This is a genomic window from Falsigemmobacter faecalis (genome assembly GCF_003863335.1).
Lineage (GTDB): Bacteria > Pseudomonadota > Alphaproteobacteria > Rhodobacterales > Rhodobacteraceae > Wagnerdoeblera > Wagnerdoeblera faecalis.
Genome location: NZ_RRAZ01000029.1, coordinates 34162 through 46775, shown reverse-complemented (window position 1 = coordinate 46775; position 12614 = coordinate 34162). Strand labels below are relative to the sequence as shown.

Annotated in this window: 10 protein-coding genes and 3 pseudogenes; 7 read left to right on the top strand and 6 right to left on the bottom strand. The window is 63.0% G+C overall.

The window, feature by feature from the left end:
- On the top strand, positions 1–396 hold a 396-nt coding region (locus EG244_RS16320; RefSeq protein ID WP_233589042.1), incomplete at its 5' end, for a hypothetical protein.
- Between the two features lie 34 nt (positions 397–430).
- Positions 431–1610, top strand: a pseudogene (locus EG244_RS16315) (IS3 family transposase).
- Between the two features lie 45 nt (positions 1611–1655).
- On the opposite strand, the pseudogene EG244_RS16310 reads toward EG244_RS16315, so the two are convergent.
- Together EG244_RS16310 and EG244_RS16305 are read right to left on the bottom strand one after the other, a co-directional pair.
- A pseudogene (locus EG244_RS16310) lies at positions 1656–1885 on the bottom strand (transposase); the annotation flags it as partial.
- A gap of 111 nt (positions 1886–1996) precedes the next feature.
- A pseudogene (locus tag EG244_RS16305) lies at positions 1997–2188 on the bottom strand (IS3 family transposase); the annotation flags it as partial.
- A 236-nt stretch (positions 2189–2424) separates the two neighbouring features.
- Here EG244_RS16305 and EG244_RS16300 point away from each other — a divergent pair.
- From EG244_RS16300 to EG244_RS16290, 3 genes are all read left to right on the top strand, one after another.
- Positions 2425–3705 carry a Na+/H+ antiporter NhaA gene (locus EG244_RS16300; RefSeq protein ID WP_124966244.1) on the top strand — a complete coding sequence of 427 codons (1281 nt, stop codon included), beginning with the start codon at positions 2425–2427 and terminating at the stop codon, positions 3703–3705.
- A gap of 136 nt (positions 3706–3841) precedes the next feature.
- Complete coding sequence (locus EG244_RS16295; protein ID WP_124966243.1) at positions 3842–5650, top strand: adenine deaminase; 1809 nt, start codon at positions 3842–3844, stop codon at positions 5648–5650.
- A 323-nt stretch (positions 5651–5973) separates the two neighbouring features.
- Positions 5974–6945, top strand: coding sequence for a Bug family tripartite tricarboxylate transporter substrate binding protein (locus EG244_RS16290; RefSeq protein ID WP_124966242.1), 972 nt, complete (start codon positions 5974–5976; stop codon positions 6943–6945).
- A 134-nt stretch (positions 6946–7079) separates the two neighbouring features.
- Here EG244_RS16290 and EG244_RS16285 read toward each other — a convergent pair whose 3' ends face one another.
- The 4 genes from EG244_RS16285 to EG244_RS16270 form a co-directional block, all read right to left on the bottom strand.
- Positions 7080–7868: an SDR family NAD(P)-dependent oxidoreductase gene (locus EG244_RS16285; protein WP_124966241.1), complete on the bottom strand. Its 789-nt coding sequence runs from the start codon at positions 7866–7868 to the stop codon at positions 7080–7082.
- A 104-nt stretch (positions 7869–7972) separates the two neighbouring features.
- Entirely contained in the window at positions 7973–8788 is an 816-nt protein-coding gene (locus EG244_RS16280) for a 3-deoxy-manno-octulosonate cytidylyltransferase (RefSeq protein WP_124966240.1), read from the bottom strand.
- 3 nt (positions 8789–8791) lie between these two features.
- Complete coding sequence (gene kdsA, locus EG244_RS16275) at positions 8792–9619, bottom strand: 3-deoxy-8-phosphooctulonate synthase (RefSeq protein ID WP_124966239.1); 828 nt, start codon at positions 9617–9619, stop codon at positions 8792–8794.
- An 18-nt stretch (positions 9620–9637) separates the two neighbouring features.
- Complete coding sequence (locus EG244_RS16270; protein WP_124966238.1) at positions 9638–10609, bottom strand: KpsF/GutQ family sugar-phosphate isomerase; 972 nt, start codon at positions 10607–10609, stop codon at positions 9638–9640.
- Between the two features lie 192 nt (positions 10610–10801).
- Between EG244_RS16270 and EG244_RS16265 the strand changes: the two genes are divergently transcribed.
- Both EG244_RS16265 and EG244_RS16260 read left to right on the top strand, forming a co-directional pair.
- Positions 10802–11842, top strand: coding sequence for an N-acetylneuraminate synthase family protein (locus EG244_RS16265; RefSeq protein ID WP_199738008.1), 1041 nt, complete (start codon positions 10802–10804; stop codon positions 11840–11842).
- On the top strand, positions 11839–12609 hold the full coding sequence (locus EG244_RS16260; protein ID WP_124966237.1) for a glycosyltransferase family 25 protein: 771 nt from the start codon (positions 11839–11841) through the stop codon (positions 12607–12609). The genes EG244_RS16265 and EG244_RS16260 overlap by 4 nt, the downstream gene beginning before the upstream one ends.
- The last annotated feature ends 5 nt before the right edge of the window (positions 12610–12614 follow it).

Below are 12614 nucleotides of genomic sequence, written 5' to 3'. Positions count from 1 at the left end.
CTTGATCTGGTTCGGATGAACGTCGAACTCCTGCGCCAACTCGATCAGCGCCTTCTCGCCCTTGATCGCGGCTACCGCAACTCAATCGTCGGGAAAACCAATCGCAGGGCATTTGATCCCCCAGATCAAATGCTTGTCATGCTCATACCCGGACTGTTTTCTGATCCTCCTCATACCTTGAAAGCCGGGCTGTGGTTCCGGCGCGGTCGTCTTGCCATGGTCTTCTCCTCACTCGCAGCAGCATGCTGCTCAATCGCCGGGAAATTGATCCACTGGATCAATTTCTGGCCCGGCTCATACGCGGAAAATCCACTTATCCCGGCTGTTCAGATTTCCGCAGCCACCTCAGTTGAGCTACTCCCCGGAAATCGGACAGTGACGGAAGCTACGATCTGACGTTTGCTGGTCTCCAGGGACGAGGAGATCAGGCATGCGGAAACGCAGGAACCATGACGCGGGCTTCAAGGCACGCGTGGCGCTTGAGGCCGTGAAGGGCGAGCGCATTGTGTCTGAGTTGGCGGCCGAATACGGCGTGCACCCGACGATGATCCATCAATGGAAGAAGGCGCTGCTGGACGGGGCTGCGGATATTTTCGAGCGTGGCGGCAGAAAGCCCGTTGCGGAAGTGGATGAAGAGACGGTCCGGTCGCTGCACGCCAAAATTGGGGACTGAGCCATCGAGGCGCCATCGGTTCGAGCCCGATGGCGAAGGCTGTCGCCAACGATTTTTGTCACGAAAGCTCAAGCCGTGGACCGGCAAGTGAGGCGAGGGATGATTGAGCGGGGCCATCCGGCGTTGTCGATCGGCGCGCAGTGCCGCCTGCTGTCGATCTCGCGCTCGTCGTACTATCATGAACAGGTCGGAGAGACGGAGCAGAACCTTGGGCTGATGCGGGCCATTGACCAGCAGTTCCTCGACACACCCTTCTACGCTGTCCGGCAGATGACCTAGCATCTGCAGAACGAGGGGCATGGTGTGAACCAAAAAACGCATCCGGCGGCTGATGCGGCTCATGCGCCTGATGCCGATCTATCAAAAGCCCAACACCAGCAAGCCGAGAAAGGGCCACAAGACCTATCCCTAACTGTCGGGCGGGCTGCGGGTGGATCGGCCCGGTCAGGGCTGGTGCGCCGATATCACCTATTTGCCGAGGCGGCGGGGCTTTCTGTATCTGGTGGCGATCATGGACTGGTTCACCCGCAAGGTGCTGTCCTGGCGCATCTCCAACACGCTGGAGGCCGACTTCTGCGTCGAGGCGCTGAATGAGGCCATCCACCGCTTCGGCGCGCCGGGGATCATGAATACGGACCAGGGTTCACAGTTCACGTCCCTCGCCTGGACTGACCGCCTGAAACGCGTCGGCACCCGGATCTCGATGGAGGGCAAAGGACGCTGCATCGACCATATCTTCATCGAGCGTCTGTGGCGGTCGCTGAAGTATGAATGCGCCTATTTGCAAGCCTGGAAGACAGGGTCGCAGGCAAAGGCCGCTATCGGCTCTTGGATCGCATTCTACAATCACCGGCGGCCACATACTGCCCATGGCGGGATACCCCCCGCCATGGTTTACTCCACAGGCTCGAAACCGACCGGCAGGCGCAGACAGTAGCTTAAATATCCCCGAAAACTGTCCAAGGAGCGGGGAGTAGCTCACTTTATCCAGGGACAGATCTGCCACGAGCTTGCGCAGCTTGGCATTCTCGTCCTCGAGCAGCTTCATGCGCCGCATATCCGTCGGCAGCATGCCGTCGTTTTTTTCTTCCAGCTGAAGGAGATCGCAGGGCTGATCCCGGCCTTGCGGCACAGATCCGCCACCGGCATACCGTCCGCGCCCTGCTTCAGGATGAACGCCTTTTGGGCATCTGAGAACTTCGGGGATTTCATCGCGTTTAACTCCTCCCGGCCATGGGGAAGGGGAGCCGGAAAACTCCGGTTTCAAATGATCCAGTTTGCTGGGCTCACATCAAGTGACGACACAGGCTGGTTTCCTTAGGTTCTGACTAAAGCGTCCCGTTCGCGCCCCACCCTGGCCCCTGAGATGCTGGTATCGGCGATCAGGGCGAGGTTCTCGCGGCAGCAATCGTAGTTGACTGCCAGGATGCGGAATTTGCGGCAGGCCCCGAACGTGTCCGACAGAAAGTCCAGCGACCAGCGCTGCTTCGGGCGCAGCGGCACCGGCATTGGAGTGGTTTGCCGCCACGCCAGTCGCTGATCCTGGAGCAGGCTTCGAAGGGCCGCTCATGTCAGGTGCCTGATCAGAAAGTCTGACAGACTGAATCTCACAGGATGACTCCAACCGTGGTTCGTCGATACAGGTGCCCGCTCGCGGGGCCGGGCGCGGCCTGTCAGCGGGTCTTTTCTTGCCGCGGGGCAGATGATCCGATAGGGCGGAGGCGGGCTGAGACTTCCGGGAGGGGCTTTCCGTGTATCGGATCTGGAATATTATCACGACCTACTCGCTGATGCTGATTGGCGGTGCGGTCATTGCGCTGATTTGGGCGAATACGGCCAATGACAGCTATCACCATCTCGTACACCTGGTCCTTTGGGATCACGCCCCGATCGGTGCGGCGAACTTTGCCGCGGATGGGGTCATTACGCACCGCACGCTCACGCTTCATTACCTGGTGAACGACCTGCTGATGGCGTTCTTCTTTGCCATTGCGGCAAAAGAAGTCTGGGAAGCGATTATCCTCGATGAAGGCTCGCTGCGCGGTAAAAAGGCCCTGACGCCGCTGATTGCGACGGCGGGCGGGGTTGTGGGTCCTGTGGCGGTTTATCTGGCGCTGGCGGCCATGATGGGGGCTGCGACCTTCTCGGCCGTTGCGGGGGGCTGGGCGGTGCCGACGGCCACCGATATTGCCTTTGCCTATCTGGTCGGGCGGCTGGTTTTCGGGGCAGGGCACCCGGCGGTGGGCTTCCTGTTGCTGCTGGCGATTGCGGATGATGCGGTTGGGCTGATTATTCTGGCGCTCTTTTACCCCTCAGCCCCGCTGGCGCCGGAGTGGCTTCTGGTCTCGGCTGCGGCTGCGGCGGGGGTCTTTGTGCTGGCCAACTGGCTGCCGCGCCGCCTTGATCGCGGCAATCAGGCCCGTCCCCGCTCTACCTGGATGCGCGAGAAACTCAGCTTCTGGCCCTATGCCATTGCCGGGGCGATCAGCTGGTATGCCTTCCAGGAGGCTGGGATCCATCCCGCGCTTGGCCTTTTGCCGGTGGTCCTGACCATTCCGCATGCGGACCGGGGCTTTGGGATTTTCGCCGAAGAAGAGGCGCATCAGACTGATCTTCTCAACACCATCGAGCATGGCATCAAAGCGCCGGTGCAACTGGTTCTGTTCCTCTTTGGCCTGTTGAATGCGGGGGTGGAATTTTCGGCCATCGGCTCTCCGACCTGGATCGTGCTGCTGGCGCTGCTGATCGGCAAGCCGCTGGGGATCACGCTCTTTGGCTGGATCGCGGCCGTGCCCATGCGCCTTGGCCTGCCCGAGGGGATGCGGCTGAACGATCTGCCGGTCATGGGGATCGTTGCGGCCATCGGCTTTACGGTGGCGCTCTTTGTGGCCTCGGTTGCGTTTGATCCCAATGTCATGCTGGGCGATATCCCGGTGCAGGCGGCGGCCAAGATGGGCGCGCTCTTTTCCTTCGGGGCGGCTGTTCTGGCCCTGATCGCCGGGCCGCTCTTTGGGGTTCAGAAGAAAAACTGATTACGGATCAGGCACTCACACGGGGCGCGGTGGGACATCCTGCCGCGCCTTTTGTCATTTCCGTTCGCCCCACTCTGTCCGGCGGATCCGCAGAGGTGTATGGCTGGGTCAGAATTGCCTGAACCGGAGCAGAGCCATGACGCGTCCCGTGACCCGTTTTTCCACAGCCCCTCTTTGGCAGATGACCCGCCAGCTTGCTGCCGTGGCCGGTGGCCGCGCGGCGGCAGATCTGGTCATCACCGATGCGCGGATCCTCTCGACCTATACTGACCGCATATCCGGCCCGAAAGAGATCTGGCTCTCGGGTGGTCGCATCGCGGCGGTGAAAGACCCTGGTGCCCATCGCAGCGCCCCGCAGCCGAAGGCGATCTATGACGCCAGGGGCGGCATCCTGGCTCCCGGCCTCGTGGATCCGCATATCCACATCGAAAGCTCGATGATCACCGCCTGCGCCTATGCCGAGGGCGCGCTGCTGAACGGCACCACCACCATCTTCTGCGACAGCCATGAGATCGGCAACGTCATGGATGTGGCGGGTATTGAGGCCATGCTGGAAGACGCCCGCCTTGCGCCGATGTCGATCTTCCTCACCGTGCCCTCGACCGTTCCGGCCACATCGCCGGAGCTGGAGACCGCAGGCGGCGATCTGACGCCCGAGAAAATCGGCGCGCTCTTTGATGCCTGGCCCGAAGCGGTGGCTCTGGGCGAGAAGATGGACTTTGTGCCGGTCGTCATGGGCGATCCGCGCAGCCATGCGATCATCGCCGAAAGCCTGAAGCGCGGCCGCCCGGTCTCAGGCCACGTCTATGGCCGGGAGTTTATTCCGGGCTATGCCGCCTCCGGCGTCACCGATACCCATGAAGCCATCGACCGCGAAATTGCCAATGACATGGCTGATGCCGGGATCTGGGTCTTCCTGCGCGGCGGCAATCCCTCCACCCCCTGGAACTCGATCGCTGAGGCGATTGGCGCGATCACCAAAGACGGGGCTTCGCCGAAACGCTTCTGCGTCTGCACCGATGACCGCGACGCTGATGACCTGCTGACCTTCGGCCAGGACTGGGTTGTGCGCGAAGCGATCCGCCTTGGGATGGCCCCCGCCACCGCCTGGGCCATGGGCTCGCTGCATGGTGCGACCCGCTTTGGCATGGACGGCGATTTCGGCGCACTTGGCGGTGGCCGCCGCGCCGATGTGATCCTGCTGAACGACGATCTGAAGGTGCAGAACACCTGGTATGGTGGCGAGCTGATGGTTGAGGGCGGCAAAATCACCCCGCTGCTCGATCACTGCCTTGAAGCGCGCTACACCTATCCCAAAGCCGCCTATCAGACCGTGAAGCTGCCCGCCGCGCGCAGCCTGCTGCCCGAGCTGCCCGCAGGTCCGGTCACCGTCAATGCGATCGGCATTGAGATGCCGGGCATCGCGCTGCCGCACCGCAAAGTGCCGGTCACCCCGGGCAAAGACTGGGCCGGGACCCTGGCGGCCCATAGCCTCACCCATGTCGCGGTGATTGAGCGTCACGGCAAATCCGATGGCAATATCGCCAAAGGGTTCCTGCACGACTTCACCCTGAAAGCCGGGGCCGTGGCCTCGTCGGTCGGCCATGACAGCCATAATATCATCGTGGCGGGCCTCAATGAGGCGGATATGCTGCTGGCCGTGGCCGAGATCGAAAAGCATCAGGGCGGCATCGCCGTGGTGCGCGACGGCGAGGTCAAAGCCTTTGTGGCGCTGCCGGTGGCAGGCCTCATGTCCGACAAGCGCGTCCATGAGGTGGCCGAAGAGACCCGTGCCCTGAAAGCCGCCTGGGAAGAGGCGGGCTGCGCGATCCCCTATATGGGCTTCAACCTGATCCCGCTCTCGGTCATCCCCGAGATCCGGATCACTGACAAAGGCCTTGTGACCGTGCCGCAGATGGCCATCGTCCCGACCTTTGAGGCCTGATCTCTGACAGAGATTCGCCCACGCGTCAGGCCCGGTAAAGCGCCGGGCCTGCGCATTTCCAGCCCGGAGAGGCCGCTTTCTCACCTGCAGCCACCGGGACGGCGAAAAAATCCTGCGCCCCGCGCAGAAGGGACCGGCCGGCGTGACGCAGCGTCCCTGACATCCGCCCGGAACAGGCCAGGCCTCCGGCGTGCTTTTACAGGAAATAATTCCACCCTGCGGGATAACTGCGCCCGGGTGCAGAACTGTTCTGCGGCGCGTCCGCTATACCCCTTTGAAATCGCCCGCTAACCTCGCGCAACTGAGATCTGGGAGGATCCCTCATGAATATTCAACGTCGCGCCATCCTCGGCGGTCTCTCTGCCCTCGCCGCCCTGCCGCTGACCTCGGGCCTGGCGCTGGCCTCGAATGATCCGATCACGCTGATCGTGCCCTATTCGGCCGGCAGCGGCATCGACGGCATTTCGCGCGTGCTCGCAGACGGCCTCTCAAAAGAGCTGGGCCGCTCGTTCCTCGTCGACAATAAGCCGGGCGCAAACGGCATCATCGGTGCGCAATATGTGGCCGGCACCCGCCAGCCCAATAACACGCTCTTCGTCGGCGGCACCGGCCCGCTGTCGCTCAATGTGATGATGCGCAAAAGCGTGCCCTTCAAACTCGAAGACTTCAAATCGGTCTCATATATCTCGAACGGCCCGCTGGCCGTAACGGTGCCGACGGCCTCCGGGCTCAATACCTTCGAAGAGTTTGTCGCCCGCGCAAAATCCTCCGACAAACCGCTGCGCTTCGGCACCTTCGGCCCCGGCTCGCTGAGCCAGGTCTTCGGCGCGATCCTGCAGCAGGAATTCGGCTTCAAACTCACCGAAGTCTCCTACAAAGCCACCTCGGAAGAGGTCCGTGACATCCTCGGCGGTCAGGTCGATTTCACCGTCTCCTCGCCGCTCGGCGTTCTGGGCCAGATCCAGGCCGGCACCATGAAGATGCTGGCCCTCGCCCGGGATGAGCGCATGGAGCGCCTCTCGGAGGTGCCGACCTTCAAAGAGCTTGGCTACCCGCAGATCACCACCTCCTTCTGGACCGGCATCTTCGCCCCCAAAGGCATGGATGACGCGCTCGTCACCCAGATCAACGCGGCCCTCGACAAAGTGCTGCAGCAGCCCTCGACCCTCGAGTTCCTCGACAAGATCGGCCAGTTCAAAGTCGGCGGCGCGCCTTCGGTCATGGACGACCAGCTTGCCGCTGATAAAGAGCAGTTCGGTGCCGTCATTGAGGCCCGGGGCCTGAAGCTCGACTAAGCTGCGCGCGACAAACAGATCAACAAAAGCCGCAGCGCTCCCGCCTGCGGCTTTTGGCTTTTTAGAAATACTCACGGGGGTCCGGGGGCCGTCAGCCCCCGGGGCCTGCCACAGGCGCAGACCCCCGCCGGTGTTTATCTCTTATGATAGGGCCGGGGGATATGGCTCATCAAAGTCTGCGAAAAGCCGCCATCCACGATGATCTCAGCACCGTTCACATAAGCTGCCCGCGAGGATGAGAGGTAAACCACCGCATCCGCCAGATCTTTCGGATCGCCGACCCGGCGCAGCGGCACCACCTCTTCGCGGCGCTGGCGATCTGCCGGATCTTCGTAAAAATGCTTCGTCAGCGGCGTCACGAAAAGCCCCGGGCTCACCGAATTGACCCGCAGGCCCTCCGGCCCCCATTCCAGCGCCATCTGCTGGCTCAGCATCAAAATGGCCGCCTTGCCACAGGCATAGCCACCCGAATTCAGCTGCGCATTGCGCCCCGCGATCGAGGCGATATTCACGATCGAGCCGCCGCCCTCCGGGCGCTGCGCCAGATAGACCTGGGCGCAAAGCAGATAGCCGCCCACATTGACCTGCATCTGGCGCTCAAAGGCCTCCATGCTCAGTTCGCGCAGCGGCGCCGGGTTCGACATGGCGGCATTATTGACCAGAAGATCAATCGCGCCAAAAGCCTCCCGCCCAAGCGCGAAAGCCGCCTCCAGCGAGGCTTTGTCGCTGACATCGGCAGCCGCAAAGCGCGCCGGTTTGCCGGCAAATTCCGCCATGGCCTCTGTCTCATCCGCCGGTTTGCGGTCGATCAGCAGCACATTGACGCCTGCCTCCAGAAAGGCCCGCGTGATGGCCCGGCCAATGCCGCCCAATGCCCCGGTCACAGCCACGGTTTTGCCCGCCAGTCCCAGCCAGTCGCTCATCAGATCCTCCCAGAAAGTGAAACGCTCCGGGGCCTTTCAGACCCCGGAGCGCGCTTTGGTTCAATGGCGGAATCTGCGGATCTGACCTGCGCCGCGCGCGGGGATCACTCCATCCCCATCCGCGCCAGATAGCCCTCAATCAGCGGCACATCGGAGGGGTTGTTCAGCTCCCAGAAGGCCGCACCAGGGGCCGAAACCTCAACCGTGCGAATGGGATGGCCGTTCTCCAGAAACCGCAGCTGCTCCAGCCCCTCAAGGGTCTCGAGCGGCCCCGGCTCCCAGGACATATAGGCCGCCAGCGCCTCGGGGCGATAGGCATAAAGCCCGACGTGGTGAAAGACCGGCACCTCGCCGTTGACCACACCCTTGCCATTGGTGAAGGGGATCACCTCTTTTGAGAAGTAAAGCGCCTGGCCCAATTGGTTTGAGACCACCGTGGTCGCGCCGACCCGGCCATGGGCGCGGTCATTGATGAAATTCTGCACGGCCTCGGCGTCACAGCGCAGCACCGGGGTCGCCATCCGGCACTCCGGCTCGTCGATCATGGTGCGGATCAGGGCGGTCACAAAATGCGGCGGCGTCAGCGGCGCATCGCCCTGCAGGTTCACCACGATCTTCGGCGCGATCCCGGCGTTTTTCAGCGCCTCAGAGACGCGCTCGGTGCCGTTGCGGCAGGCCTCTGAGGTCATGATGACCTCAGCCCCGATCCGCGCAGCCTCATCGGCGATGCGGGCGTCGTCGGTCGCCACATAAAGCGCCACATCGCCGCCGAACTCCTCAACCGCCTTGCGCCCGGCCATGACAGAGCGTTCCAGCAGCGTGCGCGCCACGCCCGAGGCCCCCTTCAGCGTCGCCAGCGGCTTCGCCGGATAGCGGGTTGAAGCATAGCGGGCCGGAATGATGATCGCGATATCAGCCATGGCTCAGATCCCCTTCGCCAGGGCATCAAAGGCGCGCAGATTGGCGATCAGAGCGCCCATCTGCTCAATCGGGATCATATTCGGCCCGTCCGAGGGGGCATTGTCCGGATCCTCATGGGTCTCAATGAACAGCGCCGAGACGCCCACCGCGCAGGCCGCCCGCGCCAGCACCGGGGCAAATTCGCGCTGCCCGCCCGAAGAGCCGCCCAAGCCACCCGGCTGCTGCACCGAATGGGTGGCGTCAAAGACCACCGGCCAGCCGGTCTGCGCCATGGTCGGCATGCCCCGGAAGTCGGTGACCAGCGTGTTATAGCCAAAAGAGGTGCCGCGCTCGCAAAGCATGATCTTGCGGTTGCCGGTGCTTTCCACCTTTTCCGCGACGTTTTTCATATCCCAGGGCGCCAGGAACTGGCCCTTTTTGATATTGATCGCGCGGCCGGTCTCGCCTGCGGCCAGCAGCAGATCGGTCTGACGGCAGAGGAACGCCGGGATCTGCAGCACTTCGCAGACCTCAGCCGCCGGGGCGCAATGCGAGGGCTCATGCACATCGGTCAGCACCGGGACGCCAAATTCGTCGCGGATACGGGCCAGGATTTCGAGGCCCTTTTCCATCCCCAGACCGCGCTGGGTTTTGATGGAGGAGCGGTTGGCCTTGTCGTAGCTGGCCTTGAAGATGAACTTCGTGCCGGTGGGGGCACAGGCCTCCAGGATCCGCTCGCACATCATGCGGGCGTGGTCATAGCTTTCCAGCTGGCAGGGGCCGGTGATCAGCGAGATCGGATTGTCCGCGCCAATGGTGATGTCGCGGATCTGAACGGTCTGAGGGGTCATAGCGGGTCCTTTCAGGGCTCACGCAACGCCTGCGCGCAGGCAGTCATGGATATGGAGGATACCAAGCGGTTTTGCATCCGCATCGGTGGCAAAAAGCGCGGTGATCTTGCGGGCATTCATCACCGCAAGGGCCTCTGCCGCAAGCTGGCCGGGGGTCACGGTGACAGGGCCTTTCGTCGCCACCTCACCGGCGCTCAAATCAAAAAGCCCCGCGATATTGCGCCGCAGGTCGCCGTCTGAGATCACGCCGCAAAGGCGTCCGGCCTCATCCAGCACCCCCGCGATGCCATAGCCCCGCGCGGTCATCTCCAGAATGACCTCCTGCATGGGGGTGGCCTTTGTGACCAGCGGCAGCGGCGCTTCGCGGTGCATCAGCTGCGCCACGGTGGCCAGACGCGCGCCCAGCTTGCCGCCCGGGTGATAGGTGCGGAACTGATCGGGCCGGAAGGCGCGCGCCTCCATCAGCGCCACCGCCAGCGCATCGCCAAGCGCCAGCGTCAGCGTGGTCGAGGTGGTGGGCGCCATGCCGATGGAACAGGCCTCGGGCGCATCGGGCAGCAGAAGGCGCAAAGTCGCCGCCGTCATCAGCGTGCTGCCCGCCACCCGGCTGATGCCGATGATCGGCACGGAAAAGCGCTTACAATGCGCAATCAGATCCCCCAGCTCTGAGGTTTCGCCCGAGTTCGAGATCATCAGACACAGATCATCCGGCGTCACCATCCCCAGATCGCCGTGGCTGGCCTCTGCCGGATGCACAAAGAACGAGGGCGTGCCGGTCGAGGCGAGGGTCGCCGCGATCTTCTTGCCGATATGGCCCGATTTCCCCATGCCCGAGACGATCAGACGCCCCTTTGCATTCAGGATCATCTGCACCGCGCCCGCGAAATCCGCAGGCAGCTCCGCGGCCAGCCGCTCAAGTGCGGCGGCTTCCACCCGCAGCACGCGCTGCGCGACAAGGCGCGAGGCCGTTTCCGGATCGGTTCCCGACATGTTCTGATCCTTTCTGAGCGCAGCCCGTTTCCCTGTGATCTACCTCAGGCGGGAGCCGGAGGCGAGGGTTGGCCGTTTCCCCCTATATCGGGTTTCCGCCTGCGCAGGGGAAGGGGCCGGGGGTCTTCTTGACAGCCAGGGCGTCATGGGGCAGCAGAAATCTGACAGGTTCACATGCTCCGGGAGAGCCAAATGCCCCGCAACATCACCATCGCTGGCCGTGGTATCGGCCCGGACTTTCCGCCGCTCGTGATCGCCGAGATCGGCATCAACCACGGCGGGGACCTCTCGGTCGCCAAAGAGATGGCCCGCCTGGCGGCTCTCGCGGGGTGTGAGATGATCAAGCATCAGACCCATATCATCGAAGATGAGATGACGGAGGAGGCGAAATCGATCTTCCCGCCGAATGCCGATGTCTCGATCTGGGAGGTGATGCAGCGCAACACCCTGACCCTCGACGAAGAAGCCGAGCTGAAGCGGTACTGCGAAGAGCTGGGCATGATCTGGATCTCGACGCCGTTTTCGCGCGCAGCCTGTGAGTTCCTCGAAACGCTCGACGTGCCGGCCTATAAGATCGGCTCGGGAGAGGCGGATAACCTGCCGCTGATCCGCCACATCGCGTCCAAGGGCAAACCGGTGATCCTGTCGACCGGCATGCAGACCATCGACTCGGTGCGGGCCTCGGTGCAGATCCTGGAAGATGCGGGCATTGAATATGCGCTGCTGGAATGCACCAACCTCTATCCCTCGCCGCCCGAGATTGTCTCTCTGAAGGGCGTGAGCGATCTGAAAGAGGCCTTCCCCAATGCGGTTGTGGGCTTCTCGGATCACTCGATCGGGCCGGAGATGGCGCTGGCCTCGGTCGCGCTGGGGGCCTCGATCCTGGAGCGGCATTACACCGACACCCGCTACCGCAAGGGTCCCGATATCATCAATTCGATGGACCCGTCTGAGCTGCGCCACCTGGTCGACCGCTCAAAAGAGATCTGGATCGCGGCCAATAACCCCAAACAGCGCACCGCGCCGGAGGAAGACGTCTACCGCTTCGCCCGTGGCTCGGTCGTGGCGGATAAAGACCTGCCCGAGGGCCATGTGATCACTGAGGCCGATATCTGGGCCCGCCGCCCCGGCTCGGGCGAAATCCCGGCCTATGAGTTTGACCAGGTGGTGGGCAAGCGCCTGACCCGCGCGGTCACCCGCAACACCCAGCTGAAGTGGGCGGATCTGGCGTGAGTAATGATCTGACGCGGCTTGCAGCCTGGTATATCAACCTCGACCGCTCGACAGAGCGCCGCGAAGCGATGGAGGCGCGGCTTGCCGCGCTGGATCTGCCCTTCGCGGTGTCGCGCTTTTCCGGGGTGGATGGCAGGGCGGACGCGTCACTGGCCGGGCGCTTTGTCGATGCGCCCGCCTTTTGCCGCCAGATGGCGCGCGAGATCCTGCCGGGAGAGATCGGGGTCTTCCTGTCGCATCTGCGCGTCTGGGAGGCCTTTCTGGCCAGTGATGCCGAAGTGGCGCTGGTCATGGAGGATGATGTCGTCTTCCACGACGATTTCAAAGCCGCCCTTGAGGTGGCTTTGTCGCAGCAGTCGCGCTGGGATATGCTGAAGCTGAATAAAATCCGCGCGAAAGTGCCGGTGACGCAGTTCAATGCCGGGGGCTATGATTTCAACCTCTATCTCGGTCCGGCGACGGGCTTCGGGGCCTATCTGATCACCCGCGCTCTGGCGCAAAAGCTGGTCGCCCGGGTGCTGCCGATCCGGCTGCCGGTCGATTATGAGGCGACGCGCTGGTGGGCGCATGATTTCCGCCTGCTGGGGCTGGAGCCTTTCCCCAGCCATGTCGATGACGGCGGTCTCAGCACCATCAACGGGCGCAACTTTGAAGCGGTGAAAAAGCCGCCAAAGCACCAGCGCTGGCGCAATTATGCCATGCGCGGCGGCAATTACGGGCGCAGGCTGGCCATGCTGCTGAAATTCAAACTGCTGAAGCGGATCTGAACGCC

Coding starts and splice junctions, on each gene's coding strand:
- EG244_RS16280 (WP_124966240.1), bottom strand. CDS start 8,788: ATGGCTGATATCGCGATCATCATTCCGGCCCGCTATGCTTCAACCCGC.
- EG244_RS16285 (WP_124966241.1), bottom strand. CDS start 7,868: ATGAGCGACTGGCTGGGACTGGCGGGCAAAACCGTGGCTGTGACCGGG.
- EG244_RS16290 (WP_124966242.1), top strand. CDS start 5,974: ATGAATATTCAACGTCGCGCCATCCTCGGCGGTCTCTCTGCCCTCGCC.
- kdsA (WP_124966239.1), bottom strand. CDS start 9,619: ATGACCCCTCAGACCGTTCAGATCCGCGACATCACCATTGGCGCGGAC.
- EG244_RS16270 (WP_124966238.1), bottom strand. CDS start 10,609: ATGTCGGGAACCGATCCGGAAACGGCCTCGCGCCTTGTCGCGCAGCGC.
- EG244_RS16265 (WP_199738008.1), top strand. CDS start 10,802: ATGCCCCGCAACATCACCATCGCTGGCCGTGGTATCGGCCCGGACTTT.
- EG244_RS16295 (WP_124966243.1), top strand. CDS start 3,842: ATGACGCGTCCCGTGACCCGTTTTTCCACAGCCCCTCTTTGGCAGATG.